Below are 13,849 nucleotides of genomic sequence, written 5' to 3'. Positions count from 1 at the left end.
AATCGCACCCGCTGTTTCGCTCAGCCGGCCCGGGCGATGCCATGTTTGCGCAGTTTTCGATAGAGGGTGTTGCGGCTGATGCCCAGGTGCTCGGCGGCATGGGTCAGGTGCCAGCGGTTTGCCTCCAGTACGGCCAGCAGTGCATCGCGCTCGGCATGCAGGAGCGGCGCAGCAGCCCCGGCAGATTCAGCAGCGCTGCTGAAATCCTGGGGCCGCTTTGCGGCACTTTCGCGACACAAAGCCGCTCCCACAGAAGGCGTGCCATTGCGGACGATTGCAGGGAGATCCGAAAAAACGATATGCGGGCCTTCGCACAACGCGACCAAGGTTCGCAGCACATTGCGCAGTTGCCGCACATTCCCCGGCCAGGTGAAGTCCAGCAGCGCCTGGCGGGCGGCAGGCTCGAGGCCGATGGCTTGGCCCTCGGCCTCCTGCGCCAGCAGGAAGTCGAGCAACGGTGCCTTGTCGCTGCGCTCGCGCAGCGCCGGCAACGCCACCTCCAGGCCATTGAGGCGGTAATAGAGGTCTTCGCGGAAACCACCCTGTTCCACCCGCTCCAACAGGTCGCGGTGGGTGGCACTGATGATGCGGACATCCACCGCCTGCGGCTCGCCACCGATGGGTACCACCTGGCGCTCCTCCAGCACCCGCAGCAGGCGGGTCTGCAGGGCCAATGGCATGTCGCCGATCTCATCGAGCAACAGGGTGCCGCCGTCGGCCTGCAACAGTTTGCCGCGCATGCCTTCCTTGCGCGCGCCGGTGAAACTGCCGCCGCGATAGCCGAACAGCTCGCTCTCGATCAGGCTTTCCGGAATCGAGGCGCAGTTGATCGCCACGAACGGCTTGTGTCGGCGCGCGCTGGCCTGGTGCACGGCCTGGGCGAAGGCCTCCTTGCCGCAACCGGTCTCGCCGCGCAGCAGCAGGGGTACGTCGCGCTCAAAGACGCGCACGGCACGGCGAAAATCGTTCTGCAGGGCCGGGTCGAGCAGGCAGATGCCGGGCTCGCTGGCCTGGGGTGACGCCACCGGCACCGACCAGGCTGGCGTGCGCGCCTGGCCACGCAGGCTGGCGAACACCTGCCGGCCATCACGGGTATGCAGCGGCCAGACGCTGCTGCCTTGCGGTGTGGCGCGGCTGAACAGCTCGTCATGGCGCAGGGCAAAGAAGGTGTCCACCGATTTGCCCAGCACGCCGCCACGGATGGTACCCAACAGGTTCAGCGCGCCCTGGTTGGCCGCGCAGATCTGCCCGTCGCCATCGAACGCCAGCAGGCCTTCGCTGAACAGCCCGACCGACTCGGCCTGCAGGTGGAAGCGCAGCAGCCATTGCTGTTCGAAGTGGCGCAGGAAATAGCAGCTCTCGATCATCTTCGCCGAAAGATTTACCAGGGCCATGGTGTGGAACTGGCTCTGCCGTGACACGTCCGGCCGCGCCGACGAGACGTCGAGCACCGCCAGCAATTCACCGTGGGGGTCGAACACCGGGCTGGCCGAACAGGTCAGGCCCGTGTGCCGGCCGCGGAAGTGTTCGTCCTGGTGGATGGTCAGGGCCTGGCGCTCGACCAGGCAGGTGCCGATGCCGTTGGTGCCCTCGCGGGCCTCGCTCCAGTCGGCGCCCAGCCACAGCCCGGCACGCTCGAAGATGCGCCGCTCGCTGGGGGTGGTGACACAGTTGAGGATGACGCCACGGGCGTCGGTGAGCAGTACCGCGTGACCAGCGCCGGACAGTTGCTGGTGCAGGCTGTTCATCTCGTTGTCGGCGATCTGCAGCACCTGGTGCAGGCGCTCGCGGCTCTCCAGCAGGCGGCCGTGTTCAAGCACGACGGGCGCCTGGGCGCGTGCGGGGTCGAGGTGGTAATCCTCCAGGCAACGCAGCCAGGAACGGGCGATGGACGGGTCACTGCCCGGCCCGCTGGCCTGCCCTCGGGCGATGGTGAGCACCTGCTGGGCATGGCGGCTGAACGAATTGCTCTGCATGTGTTGTTGTTCTCCGCAGATCGATCGTCCCGCCAGCATCCTCCAGGCGCGAACGCATTGCAATGCCGCGCTGACCAGCAAGTCATGGGCGCCCCGGAAACGGCACAAAATGTCACCCGCCCCGTACCAGGGCTGGCACAAAGCATCGCAAACAAGCCCCGGACACTGACCCAAGTCACTGATTTGCAAAGGCCTCACGGCACTGGCCCGACCTTTGCTCTACGCTTTGACACTCCGCAACAATCACAACGACCAGGAGACACACCATGCGTTACGCACATCCCGGTACCGAGGGCGCGAAGGTTTCCTTCAAGAGCCGCTACGGCAACTACATCGGTGGTGAGTTCGTTCCTCCGGTAAAGGGTGAGTACTTCACCAACACCTCACCGGTGAACGGCCAGCCGATCGCCGAGTTCCCCCGCTCCACCGCCGAAGACATCGACAAGGCCCTCGACGCCGCCCATGCCGCCGCCGACGCCTGGGGCCGCACCTCGGTGCAGGACCGCTCCAACGTCCTGCTGCGCATCGCCGACCGCATCGAGCAGAACCTCGAAGTGCTGGCCATCACCGAAACCTGGGACAACGGCAAGCCGATCCGCGAAACCCTCAACGCCGATATCCCCCTGGCGGTCGATCACTTCCGCTACTTCGCCGGCTGCATCCGCGCCCAGGAAGGTGGCGCCGCCGAGATCAACGAAAACACCGTGGCCTACCACATCCATGAACCGCTGGGCGTGGTCGGGCAGATCATCCCGTGGAACTTCCCGTTGCTGATGGCCGCCTGGAAGCTCGCCCCGGCCCTGGCCGCCGGCAACTGCGTGGTGCTCAAGCCCGCCGAGCAGACCCCGCTGGGCATCACCGTGCTGCTGGAACTGATCGGCGACCTGCTGCCCAAGGGCGTGCTCAACGTGGTGCAAGGCTATGGCCGCGAGGCCGGCGAGGCCCTGGCCACCAGCAAGCGCATCGCCAAGATCGCCTTCACCGGCTCCACCCCAGTCGGCGCGCACATCATGAAATGCGCCGCCGAGAACATCATCCCATCCACCGTCGAGCTGGGTGGCAAGTCACCCAACGTGTACTTTGAAGACATCATGCAGGCCGAGCCTGCGTTCATCGACAAGGCCGCCGAAGGCATGGTGCTGGCGTTCTTCAACCAGGGCGAGGTGTGCACCTGCCCGTCGCGAGCGCTGGTACAGGAGTCGATCTACCCGCAGTTCATGGAAGTGGTGATGAAGAAGGTGCTGCAGATCAAACGCGGCGACCCGCTGGACACTGACACCATGGTCGGTGCCCAGGCCTCGCAGCAGCAGTTCGAGAAGATCCAGTCCTACCTCAAGATCGCCCAGGAAGAGGGCGCCGAGCTGCTGACCGGCGGCAAGGTGGAGCAACTCGAAGGTTCGCTGGCCAGCGGCTACTACATCCAGCCGACCCTGCTCAAGGGCAACAACAAGATGCGTGTGTTCCAGGAAGAAATTTTCGGCCCGGTGGTCAGCGTCACCACCTTCAAGGACGAAGCCGAAGCCCTGGCCATCGCCAACGACACCGAGTTCGGCCTGGGCGCCGGCGTGTGGACCCGCGACATCAACCGCGCCTACCGCATGGGCCGCGGCATCAAGGCCGGCCGCGTATGGACCAACTGCTACCACCTGTACCCGGCCCATGCCGCGTTCGGTGGCTACAAGAAGTCCGGCGTTGGTCGTGAAACCCACAAGATGATGCTCGACCACTACCAGCAGACCAAGAACCTGCTGGTGAGCTACGACATCAACCCACTGGGCTTCTTCTAAGCCCCCTTCGCCAGCAAGCTGGCTCCTACCTGTTCCCGTAGGAGCCAACTTGCTGGCGAACCGCCACCCCCTGGCCCGCATCCTGCAACACCTTCACCACTCAAAAACGAAAAAAACAGGTGAACACCATGCCAAGCGATCACTCCGGCAGCACGCCGGCGAGCTCTTCCGTCGACTTCGAAAAAGTCGGCTCGGATTATTTCCAGCAACGTGAACTGAAAAAAGGCGCCGCCGGCTGGGTCCTGCTGGTGGGCCTGGGCGTGGCCTACGTGATCTCCGGCGACTACGCCGGCTGGAACTTCGGCCTGGCCCAGGGTGGCTGGGGCGGCATGTTCCTCGCCACCCTGCTGATGGCCACCATGTACCTGTGCATGTGCTTCTCCCTGGCGGAGCTGTCGTCGATGATCCCCACCGCCGGTGGTGGCTACGGCTTCGCCCGCAGCGCCTTCGGCCCCTGGGGTGGCTTCCTCACTGGTACGGCGATCCTCATCGAGTACGCCATCGCCCCTGCGGCCATCGCCGTGTTCATCGGTGCCTACTGCCAGTCGCTGTTCGGCATCGGCGGCTGGATGATCTACCTGGCGTTCTACATCGTGTTCATCGGCATCCACATCTTCGGGGTGGGCGAGGCGCTGAAACTGATGTTCATCATCACCGCCATTGCCGCCATCGCCCTGGCGGTGTTCCTGATCGGCATGGTGCCCCATTTCGATGCAGCCAACCTGTTCGACATCGCCAAGACCGACGCCGTGGGTGCAAGCAGCTTCCTGCCGTTCGGCTATGTCGGCGTGTGGGCGGCGATACCCTATGCGATCTGGTTCTTCCTCGCCGTCGAAGGTGTGCCGCTGGCCGCCGAAGAAACCAAGAACCCCAAGCGCGACCTGCCCCGCGGCCTGATCGGCGCGATGCTGGTGCTGCTGGCCTTCGCCCTGCTGATCCTGGTGGTCGGCCCCGGCGGCGCCGGCGCCGACGCACTCAAGGCCTCGGGCAACCCGCTGGTCGAGGCACTGTCCAAAGCCTATGGCGGTTCCACCTGGATGGGCGGTTTCGTCAACCTGGTGGGCCTAGCCGGCCTGATCGCCAGCTTTTTCTCGATCATCTATGCCTATTCGCGGCAGATCTTCGCCCTTTCCCGTGCTGGCTACCTGCCGCGCAAGCTGTCGGAAACCAACAAGAGCAAGGCGCCGGTGCTGGCCCTGGTGATCCCGGGGATCATCGGTTTCGCCCTGTCGCTGACCGGCCAGGGCGACCTGCTGATCCTGGTGGCGGTGTTTGGCGCGACGCTGTCCTACGTGCTGATGATGGCCGCGCACATCACCCTGCGCATCCGCCGGCCGAAAATGGAACGCCCGTATCGCACCCCAGGTGGCATCTTGACCTCGGGCGTAGCCCTGGTGCTGGCGTGCATCGCGGTGGTCGCCGGCTTCCTGGTCGATCCACGGGTGGTGATCGGCGCCGCCTTGATCTATGCCGTATTGATTGCCTACTTTGCTTTCTACAGCCGCCATCACTTGGTGGCCGGGACGCCCGAAGAGGAATTCGCCGCGATCCAGAAGGCCGAAGAGGCCCTGCACTGAGCGCCGACCCACGCCGCAGGCAAGCCCTGCGGCGCCCTGGAGATTCTGTATGGCACGTTTCGTACACACGGTGGGTCACCAGATCTACCGTTTCGATAGCCTCAAAGAGGTCATGGCCAAGGCCAGCCCGGCGCGCTCGGGCGACTACCTGGCGGGCGTCGCCGCCAGCAACGATGGCGAACGGGTCGCGGCGCAGATGGCCCTGGCCGATATCCCGCTCACGCACTTCCTCAACGAAGCGCTGATCCCCTACGAACAAGACGAAGTCACCCGGCTGATCATCGACACCCACGACAAACACGCCTTCGCCCCGGTCAGCCACCTGACCGTCGGCGGCCTGCGCGACTGGCTGCTGGGCGAGCAAGCCGACGAACACAGCCTGCGGGCCCTGGCGCCGGGCCTGACGCCGGAAATGGCGGCGGCGGTGTCGAAGATCATGCGCGTGCAGGACCTGGTGCTGGTGGCGCAGAAGATCCGCGTGGTCACCCAGTTCCGCGGCACCATGGGCCTACGCGGCCGGCTGTCGACTCGCCTGCAGCCCAACCACCCCACCGACGAACCTGCCGGCATCGCCGCCAGCATCCTCGACGGCCTGCTCTACGGCAACGGCGACGCCATGATCGGCATCAACCCGGCCACCGACAGCATCGCCTCGATCTGCGCCCTGCTGGAGATGCTCGACGCCATCATCCAGCGCTACCAGATCCCCACCCAAGCCTGCGTGCTCACCCACGTCACCACCTCGATCGAGGCGATCAACCGTGGCGTGCCGCTGGACCTGGTGTTCCAGTCCATCGCCGGCACCGAAGCGGCCAACGCCAGCTTCGGCATCAACCTCAACGTACTGCAGGAAGGCTACGAGGCCGGCCTGTCGCTCAAGCGCGGCACGGTCGGGCAAAACCTGATGTACTTCGAGACCGGTCAGGGCAGCGCCCTGTCGGCCAACGCTCATCATGGCGTCGACCAACAGACCTGCGAGACCCGTGCCTACGCCGTGGCCCGCCACTTCAAGCCGTTCCTGGTCAACACCGTGGTCGGCTTCATCGGCCCGGAATACCTGTACAACGGTAAACAGATCATCCGCGCCGGCCTCGAGGACCACTTCTGCGGCAAGCTGCTGGGCGTGCCGATGGGCTGCGACATCTGCTACACCAACCACGCCGAAGCCGACCAGGACGACATGGACACCCTGCTGACCCTGCTGGGCGTGGCCGGGATCAACTTCATCATGGGTATCCCCGGCTCCGACGACATCATGCTCAACTACCAGACCACGTCGTTCCACGACGCGCTCTACGCCCGCCAGACCCTGGGCCTGAAGCCCGGGCCGGAATTCGAGGCCTGGCTGGCGCGCACCGGCATCTTCACCCAGGCCGATGGCCGCGTGCTGTTCGGCGACAACCTGCCACCGGCCTTCCGCCACGCACTGGCGCACCTGGCCTAGAGGTGACCATGGATCGACACACCCCCACCCCGGACAACCCCTGGCTGGCGCTGCGCAACCTCACCCCCGCGCGCATCGCCCTGGGGCGCACCGGTATCAGCCTGCCCACCGGCGCCCAGCTGGACTTCCAGTACGCCCATGCCCAGGCCCGCGACGCCGTGCACCTGCCCTTCGACCACGCCGGCCTGCGCCAGCAGCTCAGCGAGCGCGGCCGCGACAGCCTGCTGCTGCACAGCGCCGCCAATGACCGCCACCAGTACCTGCAACGCCCCGACCTGGGGCGGCGCCTGCACGAAGACTCCGCCCAGCGCCTGCGCGAACATGCCCAGGCCAATCCTGGCGGGGTGGACCTGGCCATCGTCGTCGCCGACGGGCTCTCCGCCCTGGCCGTGCACCGCCACACGCTACCCTTCCTGAGCCGCTTCGAGGAGCAGGCCGCCGCCGACGGCTGGAGCAGCGCCCCAGTGGTGCTGGTGGAGCAGGGCCGCGTGGCGGTGGCCGACGAAGTGGGCGAATTGCTGGGCGCGCGCATGACCGTGATGCTGATCGGCGAACGCCCGGGCCTGAGCTCCCCCGACAGCCTCGGGCTGTACTTCACCTACGCGCCCAAGGTCGGCCTCACCGACGCTTACCGCAACTGCATTTCCAACGTGCGCCTGGAGGGCCTGAGCTATGGCATGGCCGCCCATCGCCTGCTGTACTTGATGCGTGAAGCCTGTCGGCGCCAGCTTTCGGGGGTGAACCTCAAGGACGAAGCGGAGGTCCACAGTCTCGATAGCGATAACGCCGGCACCAAAAGCGGAAATTTCTTACTCGGCGAAGGGTAAGAAACATGTCATGGAAGGCGGATTGCGCTTCTACCCTGCATTAGGCAGCATGCGATCTGACGCAGCTGGCAATCCGCCGTACACCCACATGGACTCAGAGGCCCGCACATGCGCATCATCAAGGCAACCCTCGAGCACCTCGACCTGCTCACTCCGCTGTTCGTGAAATACCGTGAGTTCTATGGGCAGCTGCCTTACCCGGACAGCTCGCGCAAGTTCCTCGAAAAGCGCCTCATGCGCAGTGAATCGATCATCTACCTGGCCCTGCCGGATGACGCCGACGACCGTCTGCTGGGCTTCTGCCAGCTCTATCCGAGCTACTCATCGCTATCACTCAAGCGCGTGTGGATTCTCAACGATATCTACGTGGCCGAAGACTCGCGGCGCATGCTGGTGGCCGACCGCCTGATGCGCGAAGCCAAGAAAATGGCCAAAGAGACCAACGCCGTGCGCATGCGCGTGGCCACCAGCAGCGACAACGAGGTGGCGAAGAAAACCTACGAGTCCATGGGCTTTCGCAAAGATACCGAGTTCGACAACTACATACTGCCGATCAGCCTGGATTGAAGCCCTGCCATTTCTTGACTCTGTAGGAGCCGCTTCAGCCGCGATCACCCGCAAAGACCGCGTTGCCTGCATCGTGGCTGAAGCCGCCCCTACGGTAACCCCCCGCTACAAACTCTCCGGGCATAACCGCGACTTCGCCGTATAATCCCCTTCCTGTCATGTGTGAAAAGTTACCTTCCGCAGGTAAACCCTCCACACCCAGAACGCTCTCCGTCATCGCGCGCCCGTAGAAGCGGGTCAAGAACACAGGTGCTGTACATGGACTTCAACCCGCTGGACCTTATCCTGCATCTCGATGCCTATCTCGACCTGCTGGTCACCAACTACGGTCCATGGATCTACGCCATCCTCTTCACCGTGATCTTCTGCGAAACCGGCCTGGTGGTGATGCCCTTCCTGCCCGGCGACTCGCTGCTGTTCATCGCCGGCGCCGTGGCCGCGGGAGGTGGCATGGACCCAGTGCTGCTGGCGGGCCTGCTGATGGCTGCGGCCATACTGGGGGACAGCACCAACTACGTGATCGGGCGCACGGCAGGTGAACGCCTGTTCCGCAACCCGAAGTCGAAGATCTTCCGCCAGGACTACCTGCAACGCACCCACGAGTTCTACGCACGCCACGGCGGCAAGACCGTCACTCTGGCGCGCTTCCTGCCCATCCTGCGCACTTTCGCGCCGTTCGTCGCTGGCATCGCCCACATGCACTACCCACGCTTCCTGGCCTTCAGCGTGGCCGGCTCGCTGCTGTGGGTCGGTGGCCTGGTCACCTTGGGCTACTTCTTCGGCAACGTGCCATTCATCAAGCAGCACCTGTCGCTGATGGTGGTCGGCATCATCGTCCTGTCGCTGGTGCCGATGCTTCTCGGCCTGCTGCGCGGCCGGTTCAGCCGCGCGGCCAAGGCCCACTGATCGCGGCATGTGGTCGTTCAGCGCCTGGCGGCGCCGCCGCACCCTGGCCCGCTACCCGGTCGACGATCAGCTATGGCAGGTGATCCGTGATCGCCTGCCACTGCTCGATGGCATCAGCGACGAGGAAGACCGCTGGCTGCGTGAGGCCTGCGTGCTGTTCCTGCACGACAAGCACCTGACCACCCTGCCCGGCGTCGAACTGGACGACGAGCAGCGCCTGTTCCTCGCCGCCCAGGCCCAATTGCCGCTGCTGCACCTGGGCGAGCTGAACTGGTACCAGGGCTTCCACGAGATCATCCTCTACCCCGACGACTTTCTCAGCCCCCAGCGCCATCGCGACGCCAGCGGCGTGGAACACGTGTGGGACGCCGAGCACAGTGGCGAGGCCTGGCAACAGGGGCCGGTGATCCTGGCCTGGCCCGGGGTACTGGCCAGCGGGGGCTGGGAAGCCTACAACCTGGTCATCCACGAACTGGCGCACAAGCTCGACATGCTCAACGGCGACGCCAATGGCCTGCCACCGCTGCACAACGGCATGCGCGTGGAAGACTGGGCCCTGGCCATGCAGCAGGCCTACGACGGCATGAACCGCCAGCTCGACCAGAACCCCGACACGCAGACCGCCATCGACCCCTACGCCGCGGAAAACCCGGCAGAGTTCTTCGCCGTCACCAGCGAGTACTTCTTCAGCGCCCCCGACCTGCTGCACCAGGCCTTTCCAGCGGTCTACCAGCAGTTGGCGCTGTTCTACCGCCAGGACCCACTGACGCGCCTGGCCCTGCTGCAAGCCGAACACCCGGATTACCGTGAGCACCCTGCCTGATCGCCCCGCACATCTGGCCGGGCGTGGCACCCACTGTGGGAATGTGCCTATAATCGCCGCCACTTTTTTGATCAAACACGGGGGCATTGCCCAATGAGCTACAGCAAGATTCCAGCCGGCAAAGACCTGCCGAACGACATCTACGTCGCTATCGAGATCCCGGCCAACCACGCGCCGATCAAGTACGAAATCGACAAGGACAGCGACACCCTGTTCGTCGACCGCTTCATGGCCACCCCGATGTTCTACCCGGCCAACTACGGTTTCATCCCCAACACCTTGGCTGACGACGGTGATCCGCTGGACGTGCTGGTCGTCACCCCGTACCCGGTCGCCCCAGGCTCGGTGATCCGTGCCCGTCCGGTCGGCGTGCTGAACATGACCGACGACGGCGGCGGCGACGCCAAGGTCATCGCCGTGCCTCACGACAAGCTGAGCCAGCTGTACGTCGACGTGAAGGAATACACCGACCTGCCAGCCCTGCTGATCCAGCAGATCGAGCACTTCTTCGCGAACTACAAGGATCTCGAGAAGGGCAAGTGGGTCAAGATCGAAGGCTGGGAAGGCGCCGACGCCGCCCGTGCCGCGATCACCAAGTCGGTTGCTGCCTACAAAGGCTGAGGCTGACGGAAGAAGCCCTGCTTCGGCAGGGCTTTTTTGTGTCCGCAAGAAATGCCCTACAAGGCCCTAGGCAATCTCCTGCAAATCGAGATTTACCCTACAGATCTCGTCGACATCTGGTTTATTTCCACATATTTATCAGGGCGATAGACTCGCCCCCATGAACACTTCCGGCGACCGCCTCAAAGCCCTCCTGCAGGAGTGCGACCTGACCCCTTCGGACTTTGCCGCCCAACGCAAGGTCACCCCCCAGCACGTCAACAACTGGCTCAAGCGCGGCGTGCCCCAGGCGCGCGTCGAGGAAATCGCCGGGTTGTTCTGCGTGCACCCCGGCTGGCTGCGTAGCGGCGAAGGACCAAAACACCCGGGCCCTTTCACGCCACCCCGTCCGCCCAGGCCCCGCGAGGAACCACCCATGCCATTGCTGGCCTTGGGCACGGAGTGTGTGCCACTCCCCCTTTATCGCCCCCACGAAAGTGGCCTCGCGGCCGTGCCGGGCCTTCATCAGCCAATCCCCAGGGAAGCGCTCGACTGTATCCGCGTGGCCCCGCAACACGCGTTCTGCATCGGCATGCCGGCAAGCAACATGGCCCCCTACCTGCCACAAGGCACATTGCTGGCCGTCGACCGCAGCTTCACCCGTGTCGTCGAGGGTGAATGCTATGCACTGCTGCACAATGGCAAGCTGCGCGTGCACCAGCTCACCCTTGGCCGCCACGGTACCCTGTGCCTGCACAGCCACGACCGCCTCAACCACCCGACCGAGCGCTATACCGCCTACCAACGCCGGGCACAGCGCCTGGAGATCCTCGGCTGGGTATTCTGGTGGTCGTGCCTGCGCCCCGCCCGCCCAGGCTGATACACTTCACGCCATTTTTTGCTGGGCATGGGCCCCGAGCCCTAGTATGCTACGCCGCACATCATGCCCCCTGATGGTGCAAGCCGCATTCCAGAGGGCCTGGCGACGCCTCACACAGCCGTCCGCCATCTTTTTCAGGCCATGTTGCCAACCGTTTAAGGCGGTTGCGGCTTATCAAAAATGAGCCAAGACCGTCCCCGAGAAGCCGGCCACAAGCCGGCTTTTTAATGCCTGCCCTTCACGACACTCAACACGCTTCAGCGTGGGGCGCCTCCTGTGTCACGCCAGCAAGCAACGCACGCGCCGTCGGACAGTGAAGCTGCATCTGGCGACCGGAAAAACCGCGCTGCAACAACCAGTACCATTGCCGCTCGGGCCCCAATGCCAGCCCCGTGTCGACATAACCTGCCTGATGAAACGCCGACAGCGCCATTGCCAAGTTGGCATCCATCTTCAACCAGAGATGCGTCATCCGGGCGGATGGCAAGCGGGAGGCTTCGACGATCGAGGGATAGGTTGCACACTCGATGATCAAATCCATGCGATCGTCTTGAACGGTTACTTTCGGGGGCACGCCACAATCCCTCGTGACGTGGGCGGCAACGGCCCCGAAGCGCTCGATCAGCGGAGCGATCCACGCCGGCTGGCCACCCGGCATCCCGCAAAGCGGTATAGGGTGCGCCTGCAGTGGCAGAACACCCAGAATGGCTGTTTCGCGCGCCGGATGGCTGAACGGCGACTCGACGTAATCCAGCAGCAGCCCCGTTGCCTGGAACCCCAGTGCGAGCCCCAGTCGCTGTGTCCACAGGTGGCTGGCGACCATCTTGATCGTCAGCACCGCCAACTGCTGCTGACGGGCTCGCCCACACAGGTCCTTGCCCAACCGGGTGGCGATTCCTTGCCCCCTCATCTCGGGATCGACGACGATCATCGCCAGCTCGGCGCAGCGTTCATCACCCGAAGAACGCCACAGCGAGGCATGGCCGACGATACGATCCCCCTGCAGCGCGACCACGGATTGCCAACGCTGCGTCCGGTTGTGGTGGCAGATGACGGAGGGCAGGTAGATCTCCGGGTAGAAGTAGTCCTCGCCATAGACCCTGTTGAACAACGCGCTGATCTGCGCCGCATCACGTTCCTCGAACCCGCGAACGATCGTCATTGGCCGACCTCATCACGAGGGCACTGATAGTCGCGCCGGTCGACAACACGCAGCAGCTTGCCGGTTCGCTGATTCGTCACCAGAGCCGAGGGTTGGCACCAATTGACCGACACCGCCAGCGCCCCCTTCTCCATGAGCTCCACCACAGCAGCGTCCCCTGCTTTCAGAGACTGCTGCAATGCCTCGGCGCATCCGCCGTCACCAGGGTGGGCAATACGAAGCTCGATGAAGTCGGTGCCGTTCTTGCGGTCGATCAGCAGTTGCCACGGGCAGTGCCCCAGGCGCGCTTCGATGGCTGACGCCAACTCGTCCGGGAAAACGGTCGCATAGCCGACTCTCACCCGGTGACCGAGGCTGTTGCGCCCGGCGAGCTTGAACTTGCGGCCGGCGCTCCCCGGTGCTTCGCTCCATTGCGCCAGATCACCGACGGGATAGCGAATGATGGGCATCAAGGTGCGCGTCAGGTTGGTCACCACCAACAGGCCGGTACGGTTGGTTTCGTGGATCGGCTCGCCCGACGCTTCATCGACAATCTCGACAAGGGTGTCGGGTTCGAAAACGCGATGCTCACCCGGCGCGCAATCGACCGCGCTGGCGCCGATCAGGCCCGCGTCCACGCTGGCACAGCCGATCGATACCACGTTGGCGTTGGGTAGCACCGCCTTGAACAACGCGTGTTGTTCGGCAAACACACTTTCCCCGCCGTACAGGACGGTCCTGACCCCTGGCAGCTGGATGCCGTGCTGTTCGAGACTGGCGATGGCGTGCAGGAGTTTTCCAGGTACGCCCGCCAGAACGTTGATCCCGTGCTGTCTGACCTGTGTCGCCAGCGCCTGTGGATCGACCGCTCCGGTGAAGGGAAACACGCAGATCGGCACCTGGGTCTTGGCCAACGCCCCTTGAATGAACAGGAAGCTGGCATACAGGTCACCTGCGAAGAACAGATTGGCCACACGATCCCCAGGCTCGAGCCTGGCGCCAAGGCTGCGCCCGAATGTCGTGATGAACTGATCCCATTCAGCCTGGGTGTAGACCGAATGCTTGGCTGCCCCCGTCGTGCCACCGGTCTTGTAGACGATCGCATCCGTCACGGGCCCCGTCAGCACAGGCCAGTCCTTGAGAACCGCGCCGCGGGCCCAGTACTGCTGTGTATCGACCATCGGCAGGTCGGCCAGTGTCCAGCCCGCTTTCGGGAGGTCCCGATACAAGCGGGCATAGTAGGGGGAATGTTCCCGGGCATGATCGACGAGCCATGCCAGTGCAAGCGGGCATTTGCTGGAGTAATCCATGTTTCTGCGTC

The 13,849-nt window shown here is 64.4% G+C and carries 12 protein-coding genes; 9 read left to right on the top strand and 3 right to left on the bottom strand.

Translation table 11 applies throughout. The annotated features are described in order from the left end of the window. Positions 1-20: 20 nt before the first annotated feature. Positions 21-1,976 carry a sigma-54-dependent Fis family transcriptional regulator gene (locus IM733_RS22330; protein WP_248918501.1) on the bottom strand — a complete coding sequence of 652 codons (1,956 nt, stop codon included), beginning with the start codon at positions 1,974-1,976 and terminating at the stop codon, positions 21-23. A gap of 266 nt (positions 1,977-2,242) precedes the next feature. Between IM733_RS22330 and exaC the strand changes: the two genes are divergently transcribed. From exaC to IM733_RS22285, 9 genes are all read left to right on the top strand, one after another. Further along, the gene (exaC, locus tag IM733_RS22325) at positions 2,243-3,763 is read left to right on the top strand and encodes an acetaldehyde dehydrogenase ExaC (RefSeq protein ID WP_011532006.1); all 1,521 of its coding nucleotides are present in this window, start codon (positions 2,243-2,245) and stop codon (positions 3,761-3,763) included. A gap of 128 nt (positions 3,764-3,891) precedes the next feature. Further along, on the top strand, positions 3,892-5,340 hold the full coding sequence (eat, locus tag IM733_RS22320; protein ID WP_248918500.1) for an ethanolamine permease: 1,449 nt from the start codon (positions 3,892-3,894) through the stop codon (positions 5,338-5,340). A gap of 49 nt (positions 5,341-5,389) precedes the next feature. Further along, positions 5,390-6,784, top strand: coding sequence for an ethanolamine ammonia-lyase subunit EutB (locus tag IM733_RS22315; protein WP_248918499.1), 1,395 nt, complete (start codon positions 5,390-5,392; stop codon positions 6,782-6,784). A gap of 8 nt (positions 6,785-6,792) precedes the next feature. Beyond that, positions 6,793-7,611 (top strand): ethanolamine ammonia-lyase subunit EutC, encoded by an 819-nt coding sequence (gene eutC, locus IM733_RS22310; protein ID WP_248918498.1) that lies wholly within the window; start codon positions 6,793-6,795, stop codon positions 7,609-7,611. Positions 7,612-7,719: 108 nt separating this feature from the next. Then, positions 7,720-8,178, top strand: a complete 459-nt coding sequence (locus IM733_RS22305) for a GNAT family N-acetyltransferase (protein ID WP_248918497.1) — start codon at positions 7,720-7,722, stop codon at positions 8,176-8,178. A gap of 258 nt (positions 8,179-8,436) precedes the next feature. Further along, on the top strand, positions 8,437-9,084 hold the full coding sequence (locus IM733_RS22300; RefSeq protein WP_248918496.1) for a DedA family protein: 648 nt from the start codon (positions 8,437-8,439) through the stop codon (positions 9,082-9,084). Between the two features lie 7 nt (positions 9,085-9,091). Continuing rightward, complete coding sequence (locus IM733_RS22295) at positions 9,092-9,907, top strand: zinc-dependent peptidase (protein WP_248918495.1); 816 nt, start codon at positions 9,092-9,094, stop codon at positions 9,905-9,907. A 93-nt stretch (positions 9,908-10,000) separates the two neighbouring features. Next, positions 10,001-10,528 (top strand): inorganic diphosphatase, encoded by a 528-nt coding sequence (gene ppa / locus IM733_RS22290; RefSeq protein WP_003255365.1) that lies wholly within the window; start codon positions 10,001-10,003, stop codon positions 10,526-10,528. Between the two features lie 160 nt (positions 10,529-10,688). Then, the gene (locus IM733_RS22285) at positions 10,689-11,387 is read left to right on the top strand and encodes a LexA family transcriptional regulator (protein ID WP_248918494.1); all 699 of its coding nucleotides are present in this window, start codon (positions 10,689-10,691) and stop codon (positions 11,385-11,387) included. Between the two features lie 247 nt (positions 11,388-11,634). On the opposite strand, the gene IM733_RS22280 is transcribed toward IM733_RS22285, so the two are convergent. Together IM733_RS22280 and IM733_RS22275 are read right to left on the bottom strand one after the other, a co-directional pair. Beyond that, on the bottom strand, positions 11,635-12,549 hold the full coding sequence (locus tag IM733_RS22280) for a GNAT family N-acetyltransferase (protein ID WP_248918493.1): 915 nt from the start codon (positions 12,547-12,549) through the stop codon (positions 11,635-11,637). Next, positions 12,546-13,838 carry a phenylacetate--CoA ligase family protein gene (locus IM733_RS22275; RefSeq protein ID WP_248918492.1) on the bottom strand — a complete coding sequence of 431 codons (1,293 nt, stop codon included), beginning with the start codon at positions 13,836-13,838 and terminating at the stop codon, positions 12,546-12,548. Before IM733_RS22275 ends, IM733_RS22280 begins: the two co-directional genes overlap by 4 nt. Positions 13,839-13,849: the final 11 nt, after the last annotated feature.

This window comes from Pseudomonas entomophila (assembly GCF_023277925.1).
Classification (GTDB): Bacteria; Pseudomonadota; Gammaproteobacteria; order Pseudomonadales; family Pseudomonadaceae; genus Aquipseudomonas; species Aquipseudomonas entomophila_D.
The sequence above is the reverse complement of the archived record's forward strand: the minus strand, read 5'-3'. Positions and strand labels throughout refer to the sequence as shown.

Coding starts and splice junctions, on each gene's coding strand:
- IM733_RS22330 (WP_248918501.1), bottom strand. CDS start 1,976: ATGCAGAGCAATTCGTTCAGCCGCCATGCCCAGCAGGTGCTCACCATC.
- exaC (WP_011532006.1), top strand. CDS start 2,243: ATGCGTTACGCACATCCCGGTACCGAGGGCGCGAAGGTTTCCTTCAAG.
- ppa (WP_003255365.1), top strand. CDS start 10,001: ATGAGCTACAGCAAGATTCCAGCCGGCAAAGACCTGCCGAACGACATC.
- IM733_RS22285 (WP_248918494.1), top strand. CDS start 10,689: ATGAACACTTCCGGCGACCGCCTCAAAGCCCTCCTGCAGGAGTGCGAC.
- IM733_RS22280 (WP_248918493.1), bottom strand. CDS start 12,549: ATGACGATCGTTCGCGGGTTCGAGGAACGTGATGCGGCGCAGATCAGC.
- IM733_RS22275 (WP_248918492.1), bottom strand. CDS start 13,838: ATGGATTACTCCAGCAAATGCCCGCTTGCACTGGCATGGCTCGTCGAT.
- IM733_RS22295 (WP_248918495.1), top strand. CDS start 9,092: ATGTGGTCGTTCAGCGCCTGGCGGCGCCGCCGCACCCTGGCCCGCTAC.
- IM733_RS22300 (WP_248918496.1), top strand. CDS start 8,437: ATGGACTTCAACCCGCTGGACCTTATCCTGCATCTCGATGCCTATCTC.
- eat (WP_248918500.1), top strand. CDS start 3,892: ATGCCAAGCGATCACTCCGGCAGCACGCCGGCGAGCTCTTCCGTCGAC.
- eutC (WP_248918498.1), top strand. CDS start 6,793: ATGGATCGACACACCCCCACCCCGGACAACCCCTGGCTGGCGCTGCGC.
- IM733_RS22305 (WP_248918497.1), top strand. CDS start 7,720: ATGCGCATCATCAAGGCAACCCTCGAGCACCTCGACCTGCTCACTCCG.
- IM733_RS22315 (WP_248918499.1), top strand. CDS start 5,390: ATGGCACGTTTCGTACACACGGTGGGTCACCAGATCTACCGTTTCGAT.